18 protein-coding genes are annotated in these 26,957 nt (G+C 59.8%); 11 read left to right on the forward strand and 7 right to left on the reverse strand.

Features of this window, described 5'->3' with window-relative positions; all coding sequences use genetic code 11:
- Positions 1-46 precede the first annotated feature (46 nt).
- The 5 genes from CD04_RS0117760 (at position 47) to CD04_RS24235 (ending at position 5,022) form a co-directional block, all read left to right on the forward strand.
- Complete coding sequence (locus CD04_RS0117760) at positions 47-880, forward strand: AraC family transcriptional regulator (RefSeq protein ID WP_081858138.1); 834 nt, start codon at positions 47-49, stop codon at positions 878-880.
- A gap of 121 nt (positions 881-1,001) precedes the next feature.
- The gene (locus tag CD04_RS0117765; RefSeq protein ID WP_051849389.1) at positions 1,002-1,775 is read left to right on the forward strand and encodes an AzlC family ABC transporter permease; all 774 of its coding nucleotides are present in this window, start codon (positions 1,002-1,004) and stop codon (positions 1,773-1,775) included.
- A complete protein-coding gene (locus CD04_RS0117770; protein WP_031409219.1) occupies positions 1,772-2,098 on the forward strand; it encodes an AzlD domain-containing protein in 327 nt (108 codons plus the stop codon). The genes CD04_RS0117765 and CD04_RS0117770 overlap by 4 nt, the downstream gene beginning before the upstream one ends.
- Before the next feature lie 340 nt (positions 2,099-2,438).
- Positions 2,439-3,656 (forward strand): tyrosine-type recombinase/integrase, encoded by a 1,218-nt coding sequence (locus CD04_RS0117775; protein ID WP_031409221.1) that lies wholly within the window; start codon positions 2,439-2,441, stop codon positions 3,654-3,656.
- Between the two features lie 391 nt (positions 3,657-4,047).
- Positions 4,048-5,022 carry a replication initiation protein gene (locus tag CD04_RS24235; protein WP_081858071.1) on the forward strand — a complete coding sequence of 325 codons (975 nt, stop codon included), beginning with the start codon at positions 4,048-4,050 and terminating at the stop codon, positions 5,020-5,022.
- A 143-nt stretch (positions 5,023-5,165) separates the two neighbouring features.
- On the opposite strand, the gene CD04_RS0117785 is transcribed toward CD04_RS24235, so the two are convergent.
- The 4 genes from CD04_RS0117785 to CD04_RS0117800 form a co-directional block, all read right to left on the reverse strand.
- Positions 5,166-8,312: a BPTD_3080 family restriction endonuclease gene (locus CD04_RS0117785; RefSeq protein ID WP_031409224.1), complete on the reverse strand. Its 3,147-nt coding sequence runs from the start codon at positions 8,310-8,312 to the stop codon at positions 5,166-5,168.
- Positions 8,309-10,057 (reverse strand): DUF262 domain-containing protein, encoded by a 1,749-nt coding sequence (locus CD04_RS0117790; protein WP_031409226.1) that lies wholly within the window; start codon positions 10,055-10,057, stop codon positions 8,309-8,311. Before CD04_RS0117790 ends, CD04_RS0117785 begins: the two co-directional genes overlap by 4 nt.
- On the reverse strand, positions 10,054-12,813 hold the full coding sequence (locus CD04_RS0117795; RefSeq protein WP_031409228.1) for a site-specific DNA-methyltransferase: 2,760 nt from the start codon (positions 12,811-12,813) through the stop codon (positions 10,054-10,056). The genes CD04_RS0117790 and CD04_RS0117795 overlap by 4 nt, the downstream gene beginning before the upstream one ends.
- A gap of 365 nt (positions 12,814-13,178) precedes the next feature.
- Positions 13,179-14,042, reverse strand: a complete 864-nt coding sequence (locus CD04_RS0117800; RefSeq protein ID WP_051849390.1) for an ArdC-like ssDNA-binding domain-containing protein — start codon at positions 14,040-14,042, stop codon at positions 13,179-13,181.
- Between the two features lie 853 nt (positions 14,043-14,895).
- On the opposite strand from CD04_RS0117800, the gene CD04_RS0117810 reads away from it, so the two are divergent.
- The 6 genes from CD04_RS0117810 to CD04_RS0117835 all read left to right on the forward strand — a co-directional run bounded on the left by CD04_RS0117810 (position 14,896) and on the right by CD04_RS0117835 (position 22,326).
- Positions 14,896-15,756, forward strand: a complete 861-nt coding sequence (locus tag CD04_RS0117810) for a hypothetical protein (protein WP_156030328.1) — start codon at positions 14,896-14,898, stop codon at positions 15,754-15,756.
- 1,192 nt (positions 15,757-16,948) lie between these two features.
- Positions 16,949-17,815: a hypothetical protein gene (locus CD04_RS0117815; RefSeq protein ID WP_031409235.1), complete on the forward strand. Its 867-nt coding sequence runs from the start codon at positions 16,949-16,951 to the stop codon at positions 17,813-17,815.
- Positions 17,816-17,846: 31 nt separating this feature from the next.
- Positions 17,847-18,392, forward strand: a complete 546-nt coding sequence (locus CD04_RS0117820; RefSeq protein ID WP_031409237.1) for an adenine phosphoribosyltransferase — start codon at positions 17,847-17,849, stop codon at positions 18,390-18,392.
- A gap of 3 nt (positions 18,393-18,395) precedes the next feature.
- On the forward strand, positions 18,396-18,857 hold the full coding sequence (locus CD04_RS0117825; protein WP_081858072.1) for an LEA type 2 family protein: 462 nt from the start codon (positions 18,396-18,398) through the stop codon (positions 18,855-18,857).
- 123 nt (positions 18,858-18,980) lie between these two features.
- The gene (locus CD04_RS0117830) at positions 18,981-20,057 is read left to right on the forward strand and encodes a hypothetical protein (protein ID WP_031409241.1); all 1,077 of its coding nucleotides are present in this window, start codon (positions 18,981-18,983) and stop codon (positions 20,055-20,057) included.
- A gap of 688 nt (positions 20,058-20,745) precedes the next feature.
- Positions 20,746-22,326, forward strand: coding sequence for a hypothetical protein (locus tag CD04_RS0117835; RefSeq protein ID WP_051849392.1), 1,581 nt, complete (start codon positions 20,746-20,748; stop codon positions 22,324-22,326).
- 687 nt (positions 22,327-23,013) lie between these two features.
- On the opposite strand, the gene CD04_RS0117840 is transcribed toward CD04_RS0117835, so the two are convergent.
- From CD04_RS0117840 to CD04_RS0117850, 3 genes are all read right to left on the reverse strand, one after another.
- Entirely contained in the window at positions 23,014-24,084 is a 1,071-nt protein-coding gene (locus CD04_RS0117840) for an SDR family oxidoreductase (RefSeq protein ID WP_031409245.1), read from the reverse strand.
- A gap of 11 nt (positions 24,085-24,095) precedes the next feature.
- A complete protein-coding gene (locus CD04_RS0117845; RefSeq protein WP_031409247.1) occupies positions 24,096-25,376 on the reverse strand; it encodes a nucleotide sugar dehydrogenase in 1,281 nt (426 codons plus the stop codon).
- Between the two features lie 80 nt (positions 25,377-25,456).
- Positions 25,457-26,866, reverse strand: a complete 1,410-nt coding sequence (locus CD04_RS0117850; RefSeq protein WP_031409250.1) for a TIGR03013 family XrtA/PEP-CTERM system glycosyltransferase — start codon at positions 26,864-26,866, stop codon at positions 25,457-25,459.
- Positions 26,867-26,957 lie beyond the last annotated feature (91 nt).

The raw sequence follows: 26,957 nt of genomic DNA on the forward strand, positions 1-26,957 counted from the left end.
CACAGCCTACCATTGCCATTTCAAGTCCTTGATGAGCCAAGCGCGCATGCCATCCCTGTTGCCCAACACCGAAGCCGATGCCGGGCGAGAGTATGCACACCTGTGCGTGATCCCGGAACTTGCCGGGATGGAGTGCCTGAGCGCGCATTTCTGGGGCCATCGTTTTGCACCGCATGTGCACGACAGCTACGTGATTGCGCTGATCGAGCGCGGCGCAGAGCGCTTTCACCACGGTCGCACTGAACACGTCGCGGGCGCCGGCAGCATCGTTCTGCTCAATCCTGGAGCCGTGCACACCGGCCAGCGCGGCGCCGATGAAGGCTGGTCGTACCGCGCCTTTTACCCACCCGTGGAATTGTTGGCGAGTCTGGGCAGTCAACTCGGGATCGGCCAGCCGGACTTCAGGCATGTCGTCGTCGACGATCCACCCATGTTTCACGCCATGCGCGAAACCCATATCCACATCCAGAGCGAGCCTGACCCGCTCGCTCGCCAGGCGGCGTGGGTCGAGGCTTGCGGCGTCCTGCTCCAGCGTCATGCGGGTGTGCAGCGGAGCCGCCGCGATGACGCCGGCGCTGTGGCTCAGGTGCGCGCAATTCTGGCGGACGCCTGTGGCGAGCCGCTTTCGCTCAGCGCCTTGGCTCAGGCCGTCGGCTTGAGCCCCTGGCAGCTCAGCCGCGCGTTCCGGCAGCACACCGGACTGCCCGTGCATGCTTGGCGCAACCAGATCCGGCTGAGCCAAGCCCGCACCCTGTTGCGCCAGCGGCGACCCATCGCCGAGGTGGCAAACGCACTGGGGTTTGCCGACCAGGCCCATTTCACACGGCATTTCAAGCGCGCCTTCGGCTTTACGCCCGGGCAATACCGAACCCTCGCTTGAGCCCAGGGACGTGCGGCGACCCTCCGCGCACAAACGTTCAAGACGCGCCCCAAGCGAATCCGTAACCTTCAACAGGCGCGCTCACGGCGTGCGCTGTCTCCGCCTCTGACCCTTCGACCGCATGTCCACCGCAACACCCCTTCATCCCGGGCGCCCCCGTGAGCTCCTTCTCGGCGCGCGCGACACCTTTCCGCTATTGCTCGGCGCCGCCCCGTTTGGGCTGATCTTCGGCGCGCTTTCGGGCCCCAGCGGGCTGCCGGCGGCTGGGGCGCTGGCCATGTCGGCACTGGTGTTCGCAGGCTCGTCGCAGTTCATCGCGTTGACCCTGCTTGGCGGTGGCGCCGGAATCGCGGTGATCGTGTTCACAACCTTCATCGTCAATCTGCGCCATGCGCTGTACGCCGCCACGCTGCTGCCCCACGTGTCCGAGTTGCCCCTGCGCTGGCGTGTACCGCTGGGCTTCTGGCTCACCGACGAGACCTTTGCCGTGGTGCAACACCGTTACGCGCAAACCGGGGATACGCCCCTGGCGCACTGGTACTACCTGGGCTCGTGTCTTGCGATGTATGGCAATTGGCTCGCATGGACGGCAGCGGGCCTGTGGCTCGGCCATGCACAGCCCTGGCTCACGCACGCCGGGCTTGAATTCGCGATGGTGGCGACCTTCACAGGCATCGTCGCACCCATGTTGCGCCAACGCCCGGCGCTTGGGGCCGCGCTCGCAGCGGCAACCGTGGCCGTGCTGGCGCGCAATCTTCCCTACAAGATCGGGTTGATGCTGGCGGCTTTGGCTGGCGTGATCGCGGGCGTGTGGCTGGAAGAGCGAGGCGCCGCGCGACAAATTCGCAATACCGTGCGGACCGAGCAGAGCGATGACAAGGAGCAACCGCAATGAGTGCACAACTGCTGGCCATCATCCTCGGCATGGCCCTGGTTACGTTCGGGATTCGCTTCACCCTGTTCGCGCTGGGCAAGCGCGCCACATTTCCGCCCCGCGTGCGCCGGGCTCTGGCCTACGTACCCGTCGCCGTGCTCACGGCCATTACCGTACCCATGGTGCTTCTGCCCGACGCGCATTGGGACCTGAGCTGGCGCAATCCCTGGCTGGCCGGCGCCCTTGCCAGTCTCGCGTTTGCGTTGCGTGCGCGCCGGCTGCTTGGGGCGATTGCTGCAGGCATGGCCGTATTCCTGCTCTGGCGTTGGGCGTTCGGCGCGTAAGGCGGCGCCCGCTGAGGCATTGGCCAAGAGCAGACGCTGTCCGCCGCATTCGCGCACCTATCGCCCTCGGATCCGTTAGAACGCGCCATTTCGGACGTTTGTTGCCCTGGAGCAACGACAGTGCCTTAAACTGCGCGGCTTTGACGGCCATGGGCATGCTTCGCAGTTGCTCATGGGGTTCATGCAGGCCGGCGTGGCGAAATCGGTAGACGCAACGGACTTAAAATCCCCCAATTATTCTTTCTTTGGCTATTTTTAATCAAACAAAATCAACTTGTTATAAACCGTTCTCCATTTCGCTCTAGAATCCGTGCACACTTTTTGTGTATGAGGAAGCAAAATGGCAACGATTCGTCGTCTCCCCAGCGGGAGCTACCAAGCGCAGATTCGGCGCGGTAAGCACTACGTCTCGAGGACCTTCGCGGCCGAGGGTGAGGCGAGGCAGTGGGCTCAGGACGAAGAGGGGCGTCTTGTCAAAACGCTCATTGATGCACGGGTAACCCGCGGTAAGGAACGCTCCTTCGCTGACGTCGCCGCTGAATATTTTCAAAGCCCACGCTACGAAGATAAGGCGGAAGCAACACGCAGGCGTGAAGCTGTATGCGCCAAGTCCGTGCTGACTGTCCTCGGACGATTGGCGGTAGCCGCCATCGAAACCGCTGACGTCCAGGAGTACATCGATAAACGACGGCGTGACAAAGGAGTGGGCGGTCGCAAGCTGGCTGGTGACACGGTACGGCTGGACCGCGCGTTCATCAGTTCCGTATTCCGATTTGCGATGGCCAAGGGCTACGCGCGCTCCAACCCGGCTCGCTCCTCTCTTGATATGCCAGCCCGGCACGAGCCTGAAGAGCGTGTATCCATCGTGCAACGGGTTCACCTGGAGACTGCAGCACGGGCCTTGCGCGACGATGAGCGCACCAACACGGCGATGCTCCCTTGGCTCGTGCTGTGCATGACCACTGGAATGCGGCCCGGCGAAGCCGCAAAGATACGCACCTCCTGGGTGAATCTCGACAAGCGAGAAATCCGCATCCCGGCAGTGGAGCACAAGCCACGGCACGCTCGCATCGTGCTTCTTACCGACGACAGGTGTATCGACCTTCTTGCCGGTCAAATGGTCCAGGCCGAGGCAGCGGGCAGCGAGTACGTGTTCTTCAGCCGCGCACGAAAAACTGGTGACCCAGTGCCCTATCGGTATAGCCACGCCTTCGCACTGCTGCGCAAGCGGGCTGGCCTACCCTCGGCTGTCAAGCCACATACGATGAGACACGAATGGATTAGCACGCTCTACGAAGGCACGCAGCTCTCAGATGGACAGATTGCGGCACTCGCGGGCGACAAGAGCATCCTTTCACTCGACCGTTATCGACACTTGCGGGTCAACTCGCTGCGCAGCTCCGTAGACGAACTGACCGCCATCGTTCTCAAAGAACGTCAAGCTCAGCTGCGCCTGGATGCCAAAAAACTAGGCAAGGACGTGAAGAAGCTCCTCGGGCGGAGTCTGCCACCTGAATGGTTGGAAAACCCACCCGACCCCACGACTCTCGATGATTGACGTCTACAGGCAAACCGCAGCCTAAGACCTTGCCGGTGCCCACCTCGGCCCATCCGCTTCGCCGCCATGGCAGGCGATAAACGGCATTGCTACACAGTTCACCACATCACTCGGTGAATTGCTATGCCCTACTGCGCTTGTGCGTCTCTCCCCTCGCCTCCTAGTCTGCGGCGCTGCCCCAGCACATCCTGGCGCCTCCGGCTCGGGGAACTGCCCCACCGCGGCCGCGAAATCAAGCCTCATCAACTCAGATAACGACAATTGCCCTGCTAGGAGGCGGGGCGGCGCTCGCATCATGCGAGCACAGGACACTTTAGAAATGGCGGTAACGTACCGCGACCAAGGTAAATTTTCGGAGCCGCTTGACTGACTGGCAGGGCTGGAGACAGCCTTGCAACTTGCACCCCATTTCGAGCCCTCACGACTCGCTCGTCGCCCCTATTGCACCGACGATAAGGCCTTCGGCCTTCAAATTCGCGGCCAAGCGTCCGCACTTGAGCACCGGTACATCCAGGCTAACTCACCTGCATCGCAGTTCCGCATCATCCTAGACATCGACCACGACGTTCGAGGTTCTGCACATGGGCGCTATTGGCACGATGACTACGGCGCGCCAGAACCGAGCTGGACAGCAATAACACCCGGAACAGGCCGCGCTCATGTCGCATACGAACTCGCGGTCCCGATAGCCAAGCACGGCCAGGCTCGCTCTGGGCCCATCCAATACGGCGCTGCTGTCGAAGCTGGCTTGGCCGTCAGGCTGCGTGCCGACCCCGGCTATGTCGGGTTGGTCTGCAAAAATCCTCTACACCCTGACTGGGATACCGTGCCAGGTCGTTTAGAACCCTACGACCTGGCTGAGCTGGCGGAGTGGATAGACCTCACACCGAAGGCCGAGCTACGAGAATCGGCGGGCGGTGCCCTTGGCCGGAATTGCCTCCTGTTCGAGCATCTGAGCCACTGGGCCTATCGGACGGTGGTGCCCTTCAAGTCAAGCGGAGGCCGCTGCGACGGCTGGGAGGCCGCCATACTCCAGCAGGCGCTGCAGCTCAATGATTTCTCTGAGGCAGATGTGGCGCGACGTGACCCGCTCGCCTACAACGAAATCAAGGCAACCGCACACAGTGTGGCCCGGTACACTTGGCGGCATTTCAGCGCCGCATCTAAGCAAGCCTTGATAGACCGAACCCATACCCCTGAACAACAGGCTGCTCGGGGCCGCCGGTCTGGTGAGGCGCGTCGAGCAGCAACGCAAACCTCGCGCGCAACCGCGAGCATGCTTATGGCGCAGGGAAAAAGCACCCGAGCCATCGCTGCCGAACTGGCGGTCAATCAGTCCACCATCAGCCGCTGGCTGGCCACCTGATGCAGAAACCTATATCAGATAACAGCGCTTGCGAAACCAAAAAAAAGGGAGGTGCGCCGAGCATGACGGAGGTGGACCCGTAGGTGCCAGGCGATGCCGACCCAGCGTTGCAGTTACGCTCGGCTGCATCAACGCCAAGGCGACTACACGCCGCTATCGAGCACCGTGAGCAAGTCGGCCGGGTGCCGAACCATCCGGTAGCTCCACGCACCGTAACGGCCGTCGTGGTTCACGGCTCCACACCAGCGATGCGCCGCGGCAGCTTTGATTTCGGCATCGCCGAGCTCGCCCTTGACTTCGACTATCAGCCGCCTACCGTCGGTCAACTCCACGAGAAAATCCGGGAGGTATTTACGTCGAAGTCCATCTTTGCGATACGGCACCACGAAACCGAGGTGGTCATTCTTGACCCAGCGTTTGACACGGATGTGGGCATCCAATGCGGTGGCTGCAGCCTGCTCCCACGTCTTGGTGTCGGCCACAATGGCGTTGAGGTGGCACTTTTGCGCGGGCCACGGCTGCCGACCGGTGTAGAACTCCACATAGCGGGTTGAACGCTCTCCTGCACTGCCCGGCGCGACAACTGGCCGTTCGCGGGCCTTGCCACTCTCGTCTACGGCCTGGACGGCATCGAGCAGAATCCCGACCGCCTTCTGAAAATACGGATTGAGCGCTACGTCTTGTGGGGCTCGGTTACCACGGCAATCGAGCTTGGACGCCAGGAACTGCTGGGTAAATCCGAGCAGCTGCGGGAACAGCCGGTGCATTGGAATTTCCTCGCCGCGCTCCCGCACCCATTGCTGAGCCAAGACCTTTGCCAGCGTGAAGGCGACCTGCTGCACGCGCACCTTTGAACGCCACTGCGCAAGGTCCACCACACCAGCAGCTCCAGGGCCGTACGCGGCCAGAGTCCCGTCCACCGTGGTCAGCCCCTTCATCAAGGTGATGTCGGGCACCTCCATCGGGTCCAGAGCCAAGGTTGGCACTTTGGGCCAATCGACCGCCAGACGCGTGATGCCGGGGTCCACATAGCCTTCAACCACCGGGAACGTGATTTCGTACTCGGACTTCTCGGGAACTGCGTAGATTTGATTCGCGGGAGGCGATGGCGGTTGCTGCGCACCGCCCTCCACCTTGAACGGAATCAGCTCGAACGGCACACCGAACACCTTGGCCGTCTCTTCCCGAAAAAAGCCCGTCGCTTCGTCCACTGCGTAGGACGTGCGGCGTAGCGCGCGCCCGACGACCTGCTCGCACAGCAACTGCGAGCCGAAGGGCCGCAGGCCCACAACATGGGTGACGGTCGTTGCGTCCCAGCCTTCAGACAACATCGCCACGCTGATGATGCAGCGCACGTCCCGGCCAGGTGGAATGCTTGGGTCGATGGTGACGAGGCCGTTGTCCTCCTCCTCCATCGCCTTGTGGTTGTGCTTGTCCACCAAGGCCGCATATTCCTCGGGCACCTTGTTGCCCGGCCACGCTGTCCGACCGATGGTTTCCAGAACGAAACGCAGCCGACGTGCTTCGTCGTTCTTGCCGCCCCCTTCCGCAATATCCTCGGCAACCTTGCTATCCACGCGCACGGTCCACTCGCGGCCTGGCGCGTTACGGAATTGTTCAGGTGCAGCTCCATAGATTGGATTGCCGTTGGCCAGCCAATCATGCAGTTCCTTGGCCAGAGCGGTATCTCGGCAGACGATGATGAATACGGGAGGCACGTCCGTTTTGCGGTGACCTGCCTCAAACTGCGCCTGCCAAGCTGCGGCCGTCTGCCGCCATTCATCGGCCAGCTGCATGATGGGCTGGGTGGCATAGCGCATCAACACATCAGGCGTGAGCTTGCCGCTGGCTCCGTCTTTCTCAGCCAGCTCCTGCACCCACCGCCAGACGTTGAAATAGGCCGGTGTCTGCGTGCCGCCGATGTCCTGAGTTGGCAACTGCGGGATTTTGACTAGCCCGGCCTCGATGGCTTCGAGCAGACTGAAATCCGAGACGACCCAAGGGAACGGTTTGCCGACCTCATTGCCACTGCCCTGGATATAGAACGGCGTCGCGGACAAATCCAAGCAAAGACGAATCCCATTCTTCTTTCCGCCCAGCGCGTTGTTGATGCGGTCCAGACCCTCGACCCAGACGGTCGCCTCGCGGGCATCGACCTCGGCGGTTTCCTCGTCGATGGCGTAGCTGTCCTCGGCATCCAGCTTGCCCCGCCGGTAAGCGTGGTGCGCCTCGTCATTCATCACGAAGATGGCCGAGCTTCGACCCTTCCGGTTACCCAGCACGCGACGCAAAAACGCCGCGTCGCTTTCGTAGTAACGCACCTCCCGGACATCGAACCCAGTCAGGCGTCCCTTAGCGTCGCGCAACTCGCGCACGATATCAAAGGCTCCGGTCAGCGCTTGTTGCCGAATGTCGGCTTCGCTCAGGTCATCCCGGCCGCCGAGCTTGACGGTGCGCAGCTTCTCGACCGGAACCCCACGCTTGACCACGCGGGCCGATTTGCCATTCACGTCGCTCAGTTCGCGCCGTTCGAGGTTGTGCCAATTGGTGATAAACACCTCCCCGCGCCGCAGGTCCGGCATGCGTTGCAGGGGAACTAGCTGACGGGTGCGGTACAGGCTCAGCTCATCTAAATTAGGGTCCAGCTCCCGCAATCGGTCGCGGATAGTGACGTTCGGGCAAACAAGCAGCACCGTGTCGGAATATGCCGGGTTTTGGGGCTGGGCCACCTTATTCAGAATCGACCACGCGGCGAGCATCCCCATGACGGTCGTCTTGCCGCTGCCCGTAGCCATCTTGAGGGCGTAGCGGACAAAGGCCTTGTAACCTGCCTCTTTGGCATCGCCGCCGGGCTCATCGGTCGGTACGTTCACCCCTTGCTTGAGGTCGTCCGGCCCTTCCACAAGAAACAGCACGGTTTCGACGGCTTCGAGCTGGGCATAAAACAGCCGTTGCTGCCGGTCAGGCGACTGCCAAAGTTCAAGCAATTCGCGGGTAACCTTGGTGGCTCCCGCATAGTCTCGCTCGCGCCATTCCTGGCGGCGCTGGCGAATCAAATTCGCCAAGTCCAGCAGATATTCCTGGCCTTTCGAGGCGTCATCGAACAGTGCTTCCTGCTTCTTGGTCTTGCGCCCTCGGGCCGCACGGTCAGGCACGCGGAAGAAATACGACGCAGGCCGTCGGCCGGAACGTTTCTCGGGAGGTTTGGCAACCTCGATATGCCAATGAAATTGCGGCTTGTCGTAGGGCGAATTGATGATGGGCGCTTCGACGGCGTTGATTTGGCTCATCCCTCCCCTCCTGCCTTAGCAGTCGCCAGCTCGGGATTCACCGTTCGGTCGCAAATCTCCCAGATGCGTTGCAGCCGACGGTCTCTAAAGCTTCGATAGGTTGATTCGTCAAAGACAAGCTTCTTGGTATCTGTCGCGAACTCATCAAGGAGAAGGTGCTTCTCGATGGGGCAACCGTACGACTTGAGGCGTCCAAAGTAACTATCCGGGAGCTCTGCGCGCTTGCGGATGTTGTCGGTAGCTCCCACGAAACGGAAGTTGCCCAGGGTATTGACCTCGGCGCCGCCAAGGCCCAGTTTGGTAGACAAAGCATGCCGAGGGTAGATGTGGTCGATGTGTGGTTCGTTGCCCTTGCACTTCACATCGAAAGGCGAGCCCCCCATCTGGTCCACATATACCAGGTTGAGCAGCAAGAACCGTAGCCGCGTCTGTTCCAAGTCTTGCTTATACAGGTTGGTCGAATAGCCGCGGCCGGAGAAGTAGTCCTTGACGGACTGCATCGGAAAACTTCCTGTGCAGTGCTGGCCAACCACCGAATGAAGGCCGTTGATGACCTTATCCGTGCCATGGGAGTACCACCCGAAGAGCTGAGCCTTGTAGTAGTACCCCCGCATCAGCGCCCGGCTGCGCTCGTTGGGCTTCGGGTTGAAATACAAGTAATCGAACAGCGGGATAAAGCTATTGTGGCTGCGAACCACCTTCTCGGAATAGACTTTCAAATCTGTCTTCAGAAAGTCATGAAGCTCCTGAAATGCTGCCTCGGCCTTGTCCCAACCCTCCTTCATATCTGCGAGCAACTTAGCACCATCGGCGCCCGTAAATTTCTCCGCCGACGCCTCGGCTCCGCGCCCATGCACGACTAGCAAGCACTTCAGCGGGAATGTCTTGTCGAAGCCGATTTTGGTGCTGTTGAGCAGTGCGGTGGTCTCTTCAATCGCCTCCTCGATTTCGTCCCAGCCCTCCTTCATGGCGGCGAACATCAGGTCAGAGGCGTCAAGTTTGGTGCCACCGGAGTTCACGCGGACGAAAATATCCAGAACGGTCCCGTAGGTGTAATTGTTCGCTACACCATCGAGCTCTTGAATCCAGAAATGCTTGTCCTCGCGCAGCAGAGAGACCAGTTGCGCGAAATTGCGTCGTACCCGCTTTTGACGTGCTTTCTGGTCCGCCGAATTGGGCCGTGCCTCCGCAGGCTGGGCATCCTCCGCCTCATCGAGGTGCTCATTCATGTCATCGGCGAGTTCCTCCGAGTTTCGCTGCCCATCCTTGCCAACCAGGTCGGCCACGCGGTACCACGGACGAGGCAACGCCACCTTGGAGAATTTGAGCGCGTAAAGCAAGCCGTCTTCAGACATGACGTCGCCATTGCTTGTGTCGAAGTAAGCCTCCAGTCGCTCTTCGTTGGCGCCTTTGATGGCACCGGCAAACGTCGCATACAGGGTCTGCAAACGCTGCTGTCCGTCCAGCACGAATGTTTTTTCGCATCCAGCCTTGCTAACGTTGGGCTCGTAGTAGTCGCTCAGGTTGGGGTCCCATTCGACCTCTTCCATGAACTTACGAGCCTTGATTTCGTCCTTGGTTTTCCAGAACAGCAGCGTCTGAATGGGGTAGTTACGCATCAAGCTATCGAACAGCTTGAGCATCTGCTCTTCCTCCCACACAAAGGGTCGCTGGATGTGCGGCAGGAACAGCCCCTTATTGATGCTCTGAATGAGGTTAAACAGCGAACTCGGCTTGTAGCTCATGCCTTCACCTCTAGTACGCGCATCAGCTCGTTGCCACGCTCATCGATGACTTTGACCGCCACGCGCCGTTTCGGCCCTAAGGCAAAGGGTTCGCTGACCGTGCCCGCCAAGTGCGACCACACGGAGGGGTCGAACTCCGCTTTTAGCGATTTTTGCAGGTTGTCCCACGTGGCCGTTTTAGGAAAGAACACCTGGGTTGCATAGAAACACATGCCGTCGTAATCGGTATCCAGCATCCAGGCAGGCATGTTCTGCCCCTCGATGCTCTCCTGGTCCATCGTGGCCGGGTTAAAAATATCCAAACCCAGCAATTCGACCTCGTAAAGGTCGGCACCGTCGGTATTTTTCTTGCCGGTCTTGCGTATCACGGTATCCGGTAACCCTGTAACGGAAAAAATCTCGCTGGCCCGGCTCGTCTTGAGCAGGTCGCTCATGGCCACATCAGGAGTTACTGTTACGTAGTTACAAGCGATGCGCAGCTTTGCACGGTCCTCCAGCAGCTCGCGGGCCTTCGCCTGGATGGCGAAGCCAAAGAAATAAAGCTGGAGAAATTTCAGAAAATACGCCTCGCGCGCCGCCTCAAACACCACGTCCGACGAGATAGCCCCATCCTCGGGGCCGAACACGATGCCGATGCGCTGCCCTTCTGTGTCAACCGCCTCCGCGTGCAGCACGTCACTATCGGACATGCGCCGTATGTCGGCCAGCACCAGTTCCCGGTTACCGGGCAGTCGCAGCGTCTTGGATTGGCGCAGCACCTGGGTCATGCGCTCGATGTGGGTCGCAGGGTCGCCATAGCGCGCTGCCGGGTCGGCCACGGCCAGCGGCAGGCCGCCGTTCGCCGCATCGGCCGCGCCGATGGCGTCGTCGAGCAACTGTGCCGAGGCAGGCTGCGCAGCGGCGGCGGGTTCATCGTCCACCACTTGGACCGGCGCGATGGTGGCCTCCACCACGAAAGGCCCCGCCACGCGCACCACGCCGGTATTCACTTCGGGCCGGTCCACCAGCACTTCGGTGGCCGGTGCTTCATCGTTGGCGATGGACTTCAGCGTGATGTGCGGCACCAGACCGCCGACCTCTTCCCCCTTGCGATTCTGGCGGCGCCTGTATTCGAATCCGCCGACTGGGCCGGCCTGCGGGCTCTTCAACTCGTAGTACGGGAAAGTCGCTGTCAGCAGGCGCTGCCGCGCCAGCGCGAGCGGCACGCGCGATGTGTCGCAGGTAATCCAGCGTCGCCCCCACTGCTCAGCAACATAGGCAGTCGTTCCCGAACCGCAGGTAGTGTCAAGAACTAAGTCACCTGGGTCTGAGCACATGAGCATGCACCGCTCAATGAACTTTTCTGCGGTCTGCACGACGTACAGCTTCGCTTTGGCGGCGGGCTTATCTGTCCAGCAATTGTCGAATTGCTGCCAAGGGAAATCAGTTTGATAGCTCTTGAAATATGGGTCCTTCCCCAATACAAACAGGCGGTTTCGCTCTTTTAGCCGCTCAATCCCTCTCGGATTTGTTGACCAACTCTTTCCCCCTGCGGGATAGAAAGTCTTTCCGCTCAGTTCGAACTCAAAAGTACAACTTTCGGTGAATCCTGACGACGTGAGGTTACGGCGACGAAATATGCCGGAATGGTCTTTGAGGGCATCAAACTCTTCCTCGCTGAGGACTCTATAGCCCAAGGGTTGTGATTTGTCGTCAATAAACTTGTATTCGCGGTCTCCGCTTATGTCACGAGACTTGAAGATGGGTCTATACTTCTGCCGCGCCGCATCTTTTGCGTACCAAAGGATGTAGTCGTAGACCCGGGCTAGGCCTTTTTGCCCAAGGGGGTCCGCAGCCTTAAACGCTATTTGTGCAGAGAAATTCCTTTCACCGAAAATCTCGTCGAGTATTTCCCGGACATGATGAATGTTTTCGTCTGCAATTTGAACAAAAATGCTTCCGGACTCGTTCAATAGCTCTTTGGCCAAGAGCAGGCGGTCTCGCATGTACGTCAAGTATGAATGCAGACCCATTTCCCAAGTATCACGATACGCCTTCACCATTTCTGGTTCGCGCGTCATATCGTCGTCGCCACCGTGCTTTACGTCTCGACGGCGAATAAATGGCTGAAAATTCGACCCGAATTTCACCCCATAAGGCGGGTCCATATAAACCATCTGCACCTGGCCACCCAAACCCTCGAACTCCAACAACGAGTTCATGATTTGCAGGCTGTCGCCCAGAATCATCCGGTTCTGCCACGGCCCCTTGTGCTCGTAGGCGTCCAGCTTGTCGGTCACGTCCAGCCCGCCGTCGCCGAACAGGTCCAGCGTCGTGCCCTTGGCCTTGCGGCTCTTGATGCCGTCGAGGATGGCCTTGGTCGATTGCCGCTCGTGCACGAACAGCGGCACCGTGGGCACCTCAATCTGGTGGCGCTCGGCCTTCCCCGCCCAGTTCAGGAAGGGCTGTGACAGACTCTTGAGCAGGTCAGCCGCAGCCTTCAGCGACTGCACCTGCACCCCACCACCAGCCCAAACCTGCGGCGCGGCGAACACCATCGCTTCGCCCTCGGTGGCGCAGCGCTGCACCAGGCAAATCAGCCACTCGGCCAGGTCGCGGTTACGGTTCTCGTCCCAGCTCAAGGCTGGGTCGAGGCTGCTGTCGTAACGGTAGGTCTTTGCAGGTCTTTTGGCAGAAAACTGGTCTTGCAAGCCCACATCCGGGCGTTGCGTCGCTTCTTGGCTGTGGGTGTAGTTTGTTGTTGTCGGGTTGGCCATCGGGGTCCCTGCATTGGCGTGTCAATGCAGGGACATCCGCCCTTGGCGACCACCGCCAGAACGCCCGCATCGAGCTCGGGGCAATTTACCAAACATCCATCGCAGAATCGGCACTATGAAACACATCGGTACACCCTGAAGATGAAAACGACGACCAATCCGACAGCGACGAGCTACTCGTGCAGATATCCTGCACCACAAATCCAGCCTGCAACCCGTTAGAGCACGGTGCGATGGCATGGTCATCTGTGATGTAGGACCGACAGACCTCTGACGGACCGGCCAAGACCCAACCGCATAGAACATTCCAAAGTTTCATTTCGTTTTCCTTTTAATGAGCACCCGCACTGTGGGCGGGCAGGTTTTCAGGTGGATGCTTTTGGTTGGCCCGCAGCCAAGATGCGCTGCGCTGCCGAAAACATGCGCTTTGCCGATTTCTCCGGCAATTGCCCGCCATCGAGCCAACCTTGGATGTAGTGGCGCGATTCCGGCAGGCCAGGCAATCCCAGCAGAGCGCAGAGCACATAAGCGACACCTTCCGCCTCGACTTCCTGAAGCGAACGCGACAGCATGAGCGTGTCCGAGCATTCGCTCTGCGCTGTGTGGCCGAGCACCACATGCGCCAGCTCGTGAAATCTTGTCTTGTGCGGATAGAGCGCAACCGGATTGACTGCGATTTGCCGCCTTTGTGCGTAGCCTTGCACGTTACCGTTGAGCATGGAAAACCGAGCCTCCGTGACATCCAGCGTCACTAGGGCCAGGCCGGCATCCCATGCCGGAATCGCCAACGGCGACAACTCGACCTCTGCGCCCTCGGTCTGCTCTAGAGAAAACCAGTTCCGCGCAAGCTTGAACAGAGTGAACGTGTCCGCTTCATCGGTGCCGTTCTGGTCGCCCTTGGCCTGCCGTTTGAGCGTCACAGGCATGTACAGGGTTAACGCCTTCTCGCCCTTGCGCACCGCCCGTCCTAAGTCTTGCCAGCCCCGAAAACTAGCAATCGGCGATAGCGGAAGACCTCGGCTCAACAGTTGCGACGCGGCGAACAGCTGATTGCCCAGGCTGTAGCGGTGAAACCGGCTGTAGGCCTTGCTGACCAGCCCCGGCTCAGTCAGTGCGTGTTGCAACAGATTGGAGAACACACGTTCTGCTGGTTGGTGAGCCTCGGGGGGATTGGGGGGAACGCCCAGGGTTGGATTGGGGTTCGTGGTGGTGATGGTCGCATTCGTCATGGTTACTCTCCTTTCACACTGTGTCTGCTCGTCGGAGCCGCCTCAAGGGAGAGGTCGCGCGCAGGTGGGAGGCCGGAATAAGCCGGGATGCAGGTCGGCATGACAGAGCCGCTGGCGATGGCGTGGCGACGTGCTTTTCCCCGGCCCGGTCGAACCCGAGCACGGGCCTTGGTGGCTCAGAAAGAGCTGAGTGGGAAAGGGATGGGCGAATGCGACCGGCCTTCGTCACCATGCCGTTTGGCACGGTCTGCTTGCAGACGGTGCCAGTTGCCTCGGCAAGCATCGCGCGCAACACCGGGCACAGCCGGGTGTGTAGGGGGAGCCACGGCGGCGCCGTGGGGCCAGGGCGTTCAGCCCGCGGCCCCGCAAGGTGCGCCCGGCCCCAGACGGGCCGCCTTGCGGCGGGGGAGCCAAGCACCAGTCTGCGTGACGCAGCCCGCCAGGGTGCCGACCGTCCAGGGAGACAGGCGAAGCCCTGCGCCGCAGGCAGGCAGCCCCCAGGCTGCCGGTGGAGCTTGGGGGGCGCAGCCCGGCGCCCAAGCCGCAGGCGCGGGAAACCCGGTGGAGTCCGAGCCACAGGCGACGGACCGCAGGCGCAGCCGTAGCCGGTGCAGCGTCCAGCGCAACGGTTCACCGGGTTTCCCGCGCCTTGGATGCCGCGCCAGCGGTGTCCAAGGTGTGGGCGCCCGGATTCAAAGGATGCGCGCCCCGTCCAGGGGCAAGAGCCGCGGCTGAGCGTCCAGCGAAGGAAAAGTGGCGTCGTCCGCCGTGTTCACCTCCCCCGTGCGCCTCCAGGCGCATGGGGACATGCATGGCAGGGCTGTCGCTATACGTGTCAGGAGGAAGACAGAAGATGACGCAACGCGACGGACAAGATATGGCCAGGCTGAACGAGCAGCGCATTCTGAAAGCGCTGCATAAGTATGGCTGGCTGCGCACGCGCGATATTGCCGCGCTGCTCTGGATGCGGGGGCGGCCAAAACGACCCGGCGAATTTTTGCCGGAGCTTATCGAGCTCACCGCGAGCGCTCTGCGCATGGCGCAGCGCTCGGTCGCCCGACTGCGCAAGCAGCATTCCGTCATTTCAGCCAAGGGGCCGGACGGCAGTGTGTTGTATGCGCTATCCGAAGCGGGAGCTCGCGCTTTACTAGCACAAGGAATCCCGGCCCGGTCTGGCAAGGACCAGCTACGCCGCGTGAGTTTGAGTTACTACCACCATAGGCGGTTAGCCAACGAGTTGGCGATTGTGGCAACGCTTCAGGGCTATCGCGTGGCGACCGAATATGAGATTGCGAAAGGGCAATGGTTCGGCGGCAAGGCAGGCATCCTCGGCAAAATACCCGACGTCCTGGTACGCGACGGAAAGAATGTGGGGTGGGTCGAGGTCGAGCGCAGCCGACGTAATCGTCCAGACTACGACAAACTGTTGACCTGGCTAATGACCATTAGAAAATCGCACACGACAGGTGCCACGGCTTTGGCGCCTTTGCCTGGTGATATGCAACTGTCGCGAGTTCTATTTGCCTGCAACCGCGCGTTCGTCAATAAGCTTCGTGATGACCTGGCTCGTCGCGGGTGGCCTGTGACGGACCAACGCAACTATCTGGCTGAAATCCCGTTGCTATACGTTTCAGAGGCCAAATTTATCGTGAAATCCGGCAGCGACCGAGGAGCCGCAGAACACTCTGACGGCGAGATGGACAGTATGGGCTGAACGGAGCGCTCCTCCCCAAGGAACGACACGGACGCCTCATGCAGCCCGCTCAGTGGCGGGGGCCTCTGCCGAGGTCGTTGCTGGAGTCGAGGAAAGGACAGGATGGGCCGGCCCTGCTTCCTTAAAAAATTCATTCTCTGACGCAGACCCGTGTCAGACTCGGCGCCGGCCCGCCGATTTTTTCCAGTATTTCGGCTAACAAGCCCCTTGGCAAAGGGCTCCGTCGAGCCAGTGAGCTATGGGGCTTGCGGACCCACTGGCTGAACTCTGGTGGCCTGTTCCTAAGTCGGCATCGGTCGTTCAATTAGACTTCGCGCAAGGCCCCGATGGTGAAATCGGTAGACACAGCGGACTTGATGAAAATTTGAGCACTCTGACGGGAAACCACAGAGTGAATCCCGTCAAATTCGGTGAACCCCCTGAAGCTGAGCTTCGAGGCAACGCCGAGCCAATCCCGTTATTCGGGCAGGTGTAGAGAGTGGACGGCGGGGGCCTAAGGCGGTGCATTTATCGCTATGGCCAAGGCGCACTCCAGACCCCAAACGCGACCAACTGGTTGCGGCAGCGAAAGCTGTAGTGGGTATGAAAATCCGCCGCTTACCCGAAAGGGAGCGTGCCGGTTCGATTCCGGCTCGGGGCACCAACATCCTTCAATTCGCGTGCACATATTTCGTGCACGCGACTCCCATTGTCCTGCGCAAAATATAGGCAATTTTTTGATGCTTCCCTCGGCACTGGGGCATTCATGGGTCTTCGTTGAATTTGTGCACGTTGTGCACGAAAAGACGCATAAATATAAATAGTTTCAATCACTTATATCGACTTAACGAATACAATTAGAGGACTTAAAATCCGTCGCTTCCTGTAAAGGGGCATGCGGGTTCGACCCCCGCCGCCGGCACCAAAATCGTGGGGAAAGTCGCATGGACCGCAACATGCGTCCCCCACGCATGGCAAGCGCCCTGATTGAGCGTGTCAAATGGCCCCCTGCTGGCTTTCGCCACCACCGTCGCCAAAGTCATCCGTGTGGGGCGCCACCCGGACCGCGCAGCAGAGAAATGTGCGTGTTCCAGGCTTTCCGGCGCCCAAAAAGAGGGGCGGTGACAGCCGCCGGGGCGCAAGTGCGAGAAGCGCGGTTCGGGCATTCGCAGCTGATGGGGATAATGGTGGGGTTGCATCCCAGGGGATCCCCATGCCGGTGTCTGCCAATCCATCCGTTTCACCCCTTCTGCCTTACCGCCGCGTGCCCGCCGGCCAGGCTATTGTCTGGTGGGCAGAAGGCTGGCGCACCTTCCTGCGCGCACCGCTGCCATGGGTGGGCATGACTGTCGCCCTGCTGGTCATCCTGGTCGTGTTGCGCGCGCTGCCTCTCGGGGGCCTGCTCTCCCAATGGCTGAGCCTGCCGCTCTTCGCGCTAGGTGCTGTGTTCGCCTCTTTTTTGCGTCGGCGATGGGTGCAGGCTCAAACCATGACGCCGCAAGGCATGCCAGTGGAACCCGCTACCGAGGGAACTCTCGAGGAGTCTGCACAATTGTGGCGAAAGCGGATCCGACCTTTGCTGGTGGCGTCGGTGCTGGTGCTGGTGCTGGGTGGAGCATTCGGTGCGGTGTTCGTCCTGGGCCTGGGTGCGATGTTCGGCGTGGGCCTGGCCAGCATGGGGGCCTTGTCCCACGTCCTGTCGCCTGGCGCGGGCATGATGGCCGGCATGGGCGCGATGGCCGGCGGCCTGTTCACGCTGATGCTGCTCGCGCTGGCAGCGCTGTTCCTGCTGAATGTGGCCTTCTGGTTCGTTAACACGCTGGTGGCGCTCGGTGGTGTACAACCATGGGACGCCATCGTGCTGTCGGCCAAGGCGGGCTTCGCCAACGTCGGGGCTCTGATCCTGTTCACGCTGTTGCTCATTCCCATCAGCCTGATTGCGATGATTCCCGCTGGCCTGGGGCTTCTGGTACTGCTGCCAGTCTTGTCGGGTGCGTCCTATGCGTCGTATCAGGATGTTTTCGGTATGGCCCGGGCCATGCCTGTCGATGCAGACACGCCGCCAGGCTACGTACGCTGAAATTTTTCCACCGGCTAGGAGCCGAACCGTAATGGACGTCAATCACTATTTGCGCCAGCACATTCGCACGATCCCGGACTGGCCCGCCCCTGGCGTGCAGTTTCGCGACATTACGCCACTGCTCCAGGATCCACGTGTGTTTCGCATCCTCATCGACCAGTTCGTGCACCGTTATATGGCGCCCGAATTGCGGCCTGACGTCGTGGCCGGCATCGACGCACGCGGCTTCATTCTCGGTGCGGTGATCGCTTACGAACTGGGCGTCGGCTTCGTGCCCATCCGTAAGAAGGGCAAGCTGCCGTTTGCCACGGTGTCCGAGACCTACGAACTCGAGTATGGCAGCGCGACAGTCGAAATCCATACCGACGCCGTGAAACCCGGCAGTCGTGTGCTGCTCATTGACGATCTGATTGCCACGGGCGGCACCATGATGGCTGGCAAACGCCTTCTGGAAAAGCTGGGCGGCCAGGTAATCGAAGGTGCAGCCATCGTGGACCTTCCCGAACTTGGCGGATCGGCCGCGCTACGTGCTGCGGGGCTTCCGCTGTTCACTCTGGTCGACTATGCGGGGCACTGAGACATGACAGCTCTGTCACGCGTCGCGGCCTTTGTCATCTCGCTAATGGTCGGCGCCTCGTGCCCACCTGCTGTCGCACAGAGCGCGCCCGAGGTTTCCATCGCGAGCGTGACGGGCATCGCCTTGCAGGGCAGCAATGCGGTGGTCGACCTGCTGCTGTCCGTGCGCAATCAGGGCGGATTGGTGTTGCCCCTGCAGGCGCTGCGCTTTCACTGCTGGCTGGGCGGTGTGGACGTGGCCCGCGGCCAGAGCACTGAGCCCGTGACCATTCCCGCTCAAGGCCGAGCCAGCGTCCCGGTACGGCTCAACGTGGACAGCGCGAGCCTGCTTGGCGTGCTGGCCACGGCTGCACCCGACGGCACGGTGCCGTACAAGCTTGAAGGCCACGCCGAGATTGGCCTGACCATGCTGCAGATCCCATTCAGCCACAGCGGGGTCGTGGCGCTTCAGCTGAATGGAAGTTGAGCCTCGTCACTCCCCCGATCCCGGGAGCGACAGGTGTACGTTTGTATGGCACAGTATCCACGATCGAAGCTTCCGAACCCGTCATCGTGCCGGCAGGGGACTTGCCCTAAAGGGGATCGCATCATGCGCACCTTAGCCTTACTGTTCACCATGACCGTTAGCCTACTTCTCACCGCATGTGGTGGTGGGGGTGGCGGTACGGCAACCAGCCCGAGCGGTACGGTCACTAGCACCACGGCCACCAGCCCCACTGGCACCACAATCACCACGATTTACTCAGGCGGAGGAGGTTCGGGCTCTTCTGCAACTGGCTCAGGAACGAACAGCACGGTTAGCGTCACGGGGCAAGCCTATCCACAAGGCATCGCGGTTTCTGGCGGCACCCTCTATGTTGCCAACACTGCGGGCAACTCGATCAGCGCGATTTCCCTGAGCGACCCCCAACATCCTGTCACGCAGATCGGATTGACCGACCCGCCGGGGGCCTTGGCAACCATCTCTTTGCCAACCGGCCTGGCTGTTTCGCTCGATGGCAAAACCCTGTACGTGGCAAGTTGGGATGGTGAAATTGACTCCATATCCCTCAGCAGCGGGAGTGGTGGCGCTATTGACGGTGTTGTCAAGCCGCTAGCCGTTAACCCAACCCTTGGCCCGACTCCCACATCCATCGACCTCCCTGCAAACTTCCCGCTGGACAATCCAGACGGCATCGCCCTTTCTCCTGATGGCAAGTCGCTTTTCGTTGCCAATCGCGCCAATGGGAACGTTCTCCAAATCTCGACGGATCCCTCGGCCTCACAAAATGTCCTCATCGCAGCGTATGAGTACCCTTTAGGTGAGACCAACAATCCTGTGAGCGTCTATGCGGATGCCAAATGCAACTGCGTCTACGCGAGCAGTTCAAACGGCGTCTTTGGCGAGTGGCCCATCGTAAGCAGCGCGCAGAGCCCCACCTCATCGTTCAGCCAGATCCTGCCCAACAGCTTCAGTTACCCGAGCGGTATCACGAGTGCGGGTGGGTACATTTACGTGGCCGACTATCAAGCCGAAACCATCAGCAAGATCGACACGGCGACCGGTTCGATCGTCTCGACGGTTAGCGTAAGCCCTGACCAACCGTTCTACCTGGCGCAGGACGGCACCAATCTCTATTTCACGGACGGGAATAACGGCGCCGTGAACGCAATCCCACTGCCGTAACCTTGAATCCGCGCTTGAATTTGTCGAGCGTGGATCGGGGCCCGCGGCGTGCGAAGCGGAGAGCACACACAAGCGCAGCCGGGAATCAATCGGCACCGCGAGTCTTGCCGACACTGCCATCTGCGTAGCGCCGCCGAAGGCCTAGTCTGTTGGGGTACGCCCAATCGCGCTGACGCAGCCCTGCCACGTCAGCGTAAAGCGGACGCCCTGCGCCGCCTATGCCTTTGGCCGGGGTTTTTGCACCCACGACCAAGAGCGCTAATGTGCAGGTCTTTCCTGGACGGTACGTCATGCCCGCTCAAGATCATGCGTCGGACGGCCAAAGGCGAAGGACAAGTCGAATGGCCGGTCAACGTCGACGTTCAGCCAGTCCGCTCTGATGTTCAGCGTGAAGTGCGGCCTTCATCACGATCCATTCTCCGTGCCGGCATTCAAAAACCCAGCAAGGGACCCCGTTTCTGGGGCAGGGCTCAGTGCGTGCCCCTAATGGTCCGGGTGTCTCGGGTGTGCTCTGCTATACTTTTCGCTTACAGTTCGATTCAAATTTGTGGTTTCGGAATTTCATCCGTGCGCGCACAGATGGCACCGGCCACCTTGGACGGGCTAGAGCGATCGTGCAAACAAGGCAGTGTGATGTGGAACTCTTCCACCTCCGCAACTCGCCGGCTCACGCAGCATCCTTGGGGGGATGGAAGCAGTCATTTTTTTGCAATTTTCGGAGAACACCCCCATGAAGCATTCGCGCCGCCGTTTTATCCAGCATTCCCTGCTTAGCCTTCCCGCCATTGGCGCGTTGGCGTCTTGTGGCGGCGGAGGTGGATCGACAGCATTGAACGGATTGCCGTCCTCATCCACGCAGAACAATACGGCGTTGCCGAGCGAACTAAAGAATTATGGCAAAACACTGGTTCCCTACTCTCCACTGGCGAAGCAGCCGAAGCTGAAATATTTTGCCGACCCCGACTTCGGCACCAGAATGCTCCGTATCACGGATGCCAAGGCAGACTGGAATTCGCAGATCGCCATACCTGTCTATCCCACGACCCAGGCGTGGAATGCTGACGAGACGCTTTTGATTCTTTATGTTTCTCAGCCTTTAAGTTCAAGCGGTGTTGCGGGAAGTTGGGGACTATTCGATGGAAAGTCGTACGCGTTCATCCAATTCCTTCCAATCAACCCAGCTGACGTTGAGCAATTCTATTGGTCCACGACCAACCCACAGGTTCTTTTTTACGTCAACAATGGGCAACCCAATGGCACTTGGGTCAACCAACTCACCCAGGCCAATATAGTTCCAAGTGCGAAGGCATCCAATGGCACGATCACAGCAGTGCAGGTCACTCAGACCGTGATCCACGACTTCGCCAACGATTTCAAAAGTGGTGGGTTGTTGGCAGGTGCGGTTTCGGGCGCAGGGACGATCACCGTGGTTTCAGGCGGCGAAGACCCGTTTGCGATGAGTGAAGACAATGATCTCATCGGCCTTGGTGCCTATCTGAATAAGAATGGTCCTACCGGTTCAGCAGCTTACGCCGCATTCAGCTACAGAATTTCAAGCAACACCATAGGGGCTCCCTTCACCGTAGAGGCCGACGTGCCTCAAGCACTTCCCTCGGGGCGTGGAAGTTATTTTTATAAGGACACAAGTGGGGTCCAAGTCCTTGACGCGGTGACGAACAAGGTGCTGCTCACCCTTCCATTCGACGGAAGCCAGCACAGCGACTTGCTTCGCAACGCGGCAGGCGATGACATTATTGTGGGGGTGCAGTTCGATGTGCCGTCGGGGGGCGCGACCGGAACCCTAGTATGGACCAATCTCACAAAAGGTGGAACAGTCAATACCCTTATAGGGCCTGCGGCGGGTGACCCCTACCCCCCGGGTGGCACGTTGGTTAGTGGCCGCGCCTACAAGAACCCAGGTTGGCTAGCCGCGGGAATCGTCGGATGCCCAAGCGGATCAACTGGCAACTGCAATGGGCCAAATCCGTCCGTCGTGGGAAGCCCGATGACCTATCTCGACCAAGAAGTCCTTGTTGCCAATGTCGATAACGGCGGCATCTTCCGTGTGGCCCATCACCGCTCAACTGGCAATTACAGCAATGCGTCGAACTCCAATTACTGGGCGCAGCCAAACGTGACCATCAGCCCTAGCGGTACACGCGTTCTGTTCCAAAGCGATTGGGGCAGCGCAAACCCAAGCAGCCCAGTCATCAATCCGAATGCCATTGTGGATACTTATGTGATCGAATTGCCAACCTATAAGGGGTAGCCGCAATCAAGCTGTTGGATGTCCCGCCACGCATTTTTTCGTGATGGCACGCGAGGATTGGCAACGCAATGTCGAACAAAGCGGGGTCAATTCTCATTATGGCTCAAGGCGCAGAAGGAATGGTAGGAAACGGTTTGGCGCACATGAGTCATCCCGCACGATGCCGCACACAAAGGGGCTCGCGTAGAGTTGCAGATTAAGGCATCGACCTTAAGCGAAGCGAAGTTCAGAGGTGATCGTCATGTTTACCGCGTGTCAGGGACGCTGATGTAGCCTCACTCGTGTTTTGATCATGGGCGTCCGGCCCGGCTCAACAGTTGTAACGGCTGACGGCAACGCGGCACCTGAGCGCGCTCGCTCTACCTCTAGATCGCCAAATTTGAAATTCGTGTTCTCCGGATTTCTCATGCCGCTTCGCTCTGCCGCGAGAACGCTGCATGCGTACTTCCGATGCCTCTGCATTTGGCAAGGCCCTTTCTGTCCACTTGGCAGCCAATCTGCTCAAGGTCTTGGCTGCATGGTGAGCAGCACACAGCCCCGGCGCGCACCGAACTCGGAGCAATCCGTTCGCCAGGCATATCGGGCATCGAACGACGATGGTTGACTCGACCGCGTTTACACATCGACATTGTGTTCCATCAGCTTGTTCAGCAAGCGTTACCCGTTGGATCTCTTTACTCGCGATGATCAGTGTTCGGGGAGCCCTTCGGCCTCCCGCTGCTGCACATACCACGGCATTGACTCATGCAAACCCTGACGCACGCTGTGGGTTGGAGCGTAGCCCAAGCGCATGCGGGCCTTCGTGATGTCGGCCAGCGAATGTCGAACATCACCCTTGCGAAAGTCACGGTATCGGGGTGGAAGGACGGCAAGGCCCGGTATCAAGCCCTGCAGTTCTTGGCCGAGTAACGTGTGGAGCTCATTAAGAGTGATTTGCTCGCCGAATGCGACGTTGAACACATCATGGCACTCCTTCTCGGCTGGAACGAGGGCAGCGCGCAAATTAGCTTGCACCACATTGGTGACATAGCAAAAATCACGGGTCGTGTCGCCGTCGCCATTAATGAAACAGGACTCGCCGCGCGCGATGCGGCTCGCCCAATTGGGAATGACAGCAGCATAGGCACCATTCGGATCTTGCCGAGGTCCGAATACATTGAAATAACGCAGACCCACGGTCTGCATCCGGTAGGTGCGCGTAAACACACCGGCATACAGCTCGTCCAGATATTTGGTGACGGCATAAGGCGAAAGCGGATTGCCAATGCGATCTTCAACTTTGGGCAAACCTGGATGATCACCGTAGGTGGAGCTGGACGCAGCAAACACAAATCGAGCGCAGCGGGCGTCGCGCGCGGCGACGAGCATATTGAGAAAACCCGTGGCATTAACTGCGTGAGTGCGCAGTGGGTCTTCGATCGAACGCGGCACTGAACCGAGTGCCGCCTGATGCAGCACAATATCCACGCCCTCGCACGCATCGCGGCAGCTTTGCGGGTCGACGATGTCGCCCTCGATAAAGCGATGGCGTGCCCATGCGGTTTGACCCACAATGCGGCGCACCTCATCCAGATTGCATTGGTAACCCGTGGCGAAGTTATCGAGGCTCACGACCTCCTGCCCAGCGCGCAGCAAGTGTTCGAGAAGGTGCGAACCAATGAAACCCGCGGACCCAGTGATGAGCCACCGCCTGGGCGTAGCTAAGGATTCCCGTAGATCGAAGGCCGGCGGGATTTCGGGCAGAGCGAATTCGCGCATGTCCATGGCCCTCAGAGCCGCCACACGTACAGACCGTGGCTGCGCAATTGACCTGCGTCGAACGCAGCCTTGACATCCATGAACACACCTCGCGGTTCGAGCTTGTCTAGAAATTCCTGCAATGGTTTCTGCCGGTAGGGGTCGTGAGCTACCGCAGCGACGATGGCGGCTGCGCGCGGCAGCTTTTCCCAGGGAACGAGGTCGATGCCATACTCGTGCTGGGCTTCGTCCGGCGCTGCCATGGGATCATGCACGAAAACTTCCACACCGTACGAGCGAAGCTCATGGATGACGTCAATGACTTTGGAGTTGCGCAGATCAGGGCAGTTTTCCTTGAAAGTCAGCCCCAGCACAATGACCTTGGCACCCCGAATCGGATACCCGGCCTGACTCATTTGCTTGACAGTTTGCTCAGCAATGTACGTCCCCATGCTGTCGTTGATGCGTCGTCCAGCCAGGATGACCTGAGGGTGGTACCCGACCGTGTCAGCCTTGTGCGTGAGGTAGTAGGGATCGACGCCGATGCAGTGCCCACCGACCAGCCCAGGGCGGAAAGGCATGAAGTTCCATTTCGTGCCCGCCGCCTGGAGCACCTCGGTGGTGTCGATGCCAATGCGGTGGAAGATCAGCGACAGTTCATTCATAAGCGCAATATTCAGGTCACGCTGCGTATTCTCAATGACCTTGGCAGCCTCAGCCACCTTAATGCTTGACGCTCTGTGCACCCCGGCCGCAATCACATTGCCGTACATCGTCGCGACGTGCTCCAACGTCTCGGGCGAGTCACCCGAGACGACCTTGACGATGCGCGTGAGCGTGTGCTCCCGGTCGCCGGGATTGATGCGCTCCGGCGAGTAACCGACGAAAAAACCCTGCTTCCAGCGCAGGCCGGAATAACGTTCGATGATCGGAACACATACGTCCTCGGTGGCCCCCGGGTAAACGGTGGACTCGAACACGACCGTTGCGCCCTTTTTCAGATTGCGCCCAACCGCTTCACTGGCCGATTCCAGCGGCGATAGATCCGGGTTATGCGCGGCATCCACCGGCGTGGGTACGGCGACGATAACAAAGTCGGCTTCACGCAATTGACTGGCATCGCATGTGGGTTCGAGCAGCTTGGACGCCTGAAGCTCGCTACTTGGTACCTCACCGGTCGGATCGATGCACTTGAGATAGGCATCGATCTTGTGTTTTGACAAATCAAATCCGATCGTGCGGTATTTTTTGCCAAACTCAACGGCGAGCGGCAAACCAACATAACCCAGACCCACGACTGCAACGACGGTCATACATCACCTTAAGAATTTGTTGAACGCACTAAACCCGGGCTCGCCCGCTTTGCATGAACCTCATATGGTGGCGCACCCATTCAGCGTGCACCTTCGCCGAGAATTACCACGCGCACTGTCTCCAGGATGATCTGCACATCGAGAAGAAGCGAGTGATTCTTGACGTAATACAGATCGAACTGCAGCTTGCGCCGCGCCTCGGCAAGCGATGCCCCATAGGAAAAGCGTACCTGCGCCCATCCGCTCACACCAGGCTTGACGCTGTGGCGAATTGCGTAATAGGGTATCGCTTCGGTAAGCTGCTCGACAAAGGACGGCCGTTCTGGCCTCGGCCCGACGAGGCTCATCTCACCTTTGAGTACGTTGATGAGCTGCGGGAGTTCGTCGATTCGGGTTTTGCGGATGAAGCGCCCCACGCGTGTGATGCGATTGTCATTCGCCTGCGCCCAGCGCGCAACGCCGTCCATCTCAGCATCCTTGCGCATGCTTCGGAATTTCAGCACCATAAACGGCTTGCCGAACCGACCCACGCGCTCCTGCCGGAAGACCACCGGCGCGCCATCTTCGAGCCAAATGGCCAACGTCGCCAGCAACATGACCGGCCATAACATCAGCAAGAGCGAGAGCGAGACCATGATGTCGAACAGGCGCTTGACCGTCGTCCGCACGACCCCCTGCGAAAATCCATGGCCGTAGATCATCCAACTAGCCTTCAGGCTGTCAAGCGGCACCTCGCCCTTCAGTCGCTCACTGAAAGTGGCCAGCGAATGCACAGGGATCCCCTGTGTGCGGCATTCAAGCAATTGGCGGAGCGGGATTGCACCCCCGCGCTGTTCGCGCACCGCCACAACGATCTCGTCAATGCCAAGTTGCCTTACGAGATCGTCGAGCGGGCTCTCCCGACGGAATAGCGGGGCGGGTAATGTGCCTGCGGGCTCGGGGTCGTGGCCTGAAGGGTAGAAGCCCGCAACCCGATAGACACCTGAAGCCTGGCTCGCGATGTCAACCGCCACGCTGATGGCATCCGGTCCGCTGCCCACCACCAGTACTGCGCGGGTCCATAGTTGTCGGGCCTTTCCTCCCAGAACCGGCTGCCGAACGAGCACAAGAAGCACGAACTGGTAGCAGTACGCCAAGCCAAGAAAGCGAAGCGCGTAGCGGTGGGGGAAAAAAAGCTTGAAATAGATGAAGAACAAGGGGCCGACGCTGACCATGCTGGCAATTAGCGCGCAAAGCAAAAGCATGCGCAGCGAATTCACGCGATCACGCTGGTAAGCACCAAACGTGATGTAGAGCAGCAGCATCACCCCAGCGAAAATCGCCGAAGGCAAGACCGTCAACTGCACACCGGGAAGATTCGGATCGTGTAGCCCGGCGGCCAGCGTGAGCGTGACGCCGGCCAATACACCAGAGAATGTCAACACGATGAGATCAGTCGACAACTCCAGCAACGTCCGGGTCGGGACATACTGGTCAAATACGCGGATCATGACGTGAGTCCCCCATTGACAACCTGTCGGTGTGCGAAAGCCTCGCTCAGGCGGATCCCGCCGTTGGTGCGGCTGCCCGATCGGTTTCTCC

Source organism: Thiomonas sp. FB-Cd, assembly GCF_000733775.1.
In the GTDB taxonomy this organism is placed as follows: domain Bacteria; phylum Pseudomonadota; class Gammaproteobacteria; order Burkholderiales; family Burkholderiaceae_C; genus Thiomonas_A.

Coding starts and splice junctions, on each gene's coding strand:
- CD04_RS0117825 (WP_081858072.1), top strand. CDS start 18,396: ATGACAGCTCTGTCACGCGTCGCGGCCTTTGTCATCTCGCTAATGGTC.
- CD04_RS0117835 (WP_051849392.1), top strand. CDS start 20,746: ATGGAAGCAGTCATTTTTTTGCAATTTTCGGAGAACACCCCCATGAAG.
- CD04_RS0117760 (WP_081858138.1), top strand. CDS start 47: ATGCCATCCCTGTTGCCCAACACCGAAGCCGATGCCGGGCGAGAGTAT.
- CD04_RS0117815 (WP_031409235.1), top strand. CDS start 16,949: ATGCCGGTGTCTGCCAATCCATCCGTTTCACCCCTTCTGCCTTACCGC.
- CD04_RS0117795 (WP_031409228.1), bottom strand. CDS start 12,813: ATGGCCAACCCGACAACAACAAACTACACCCACAGCCAAGAAGCGACG.
- CD04_RS0117850 (WP_031409250.1), bottom strand. CDS start 26,866: ATGATCCGCGTATTTGACCAGTATGTCCCGACCCGGACGTTGCTGGAG.
- CD04_RS0117770 (WP_031409219.1), top strand. CDS start 1,772: ATGAGTGCACAACTGCTGGCCATCATCCTCGGCATGGCCCTGGTTACG.
- CD04_RS0117765 (WP_051849389.1), top strand. CDS start 1,002: ATGTCCACCGCAACACCCCTTCATCCCGGGCGCCCCCGTGAGCTCCTT.
- CD04_RS0117830 (WP_031409241.1), top strand. CDS start 18,981: ATGCGCACCTTAGCCTTACTGTTCACCATGACCGTTAGCCTACTTCTC.
- CD04_RS0117785 (WP_031409224.1), bottom strand. CDS start 8,312: ATGAGCCAAATCAACGCCGTCGAAGCGCCCATCATCAATTCGCCCTAC.
- CD04_RS0117800 (WP_051849390.1), bottom strand. CDS start 14,042: ATGACGAATGCGACCATCACCACCACGAACCCCAATCCAACCCTGGGC.
- CD04_RS0117840 (WP_031409245.1), bottom strand. CDS start 24,084: ATGCGCGAATTCGCTCTGCCCGAAATCCCGCCGGCCTTCGATCTACGG.
- CD04_RS0117790 (WP_031409226.1), bottom strand. CDS start 10,057: ATGAGCTACAAGCCGAGTTCGCTGTTTAACCTCATTCAGAGCATCAAT.
- CD04_RS0117845 (WP_031409247.1), bottom strand. CDS start 25,376: ATGACCGTCGTTGCAGTCGTGGGTCTGGGTTATGTTGGTTTGCCGCTC.
- CD04_RS0117775 (WP_031409221.1), top strand. CDS start 2,439: ATGGCAACGATTCGTCGTCTCCCCAGCGGGAGCTACCAAGCGCAGATT.
- CD04_RS0117810 (WP_156030328.1), top strand. CDS start 14,896: ATGACGCAACGCGACGGACAAGATATGGCCAGGCTGAACGAGCAGCGC.
- CD04_RS0117820 (WP_031409237.1), top strand. CDS start 17,847: ATGGACGTCAATCACTATTTGCGCCAGCACATTCGCACGATCCCGGAC.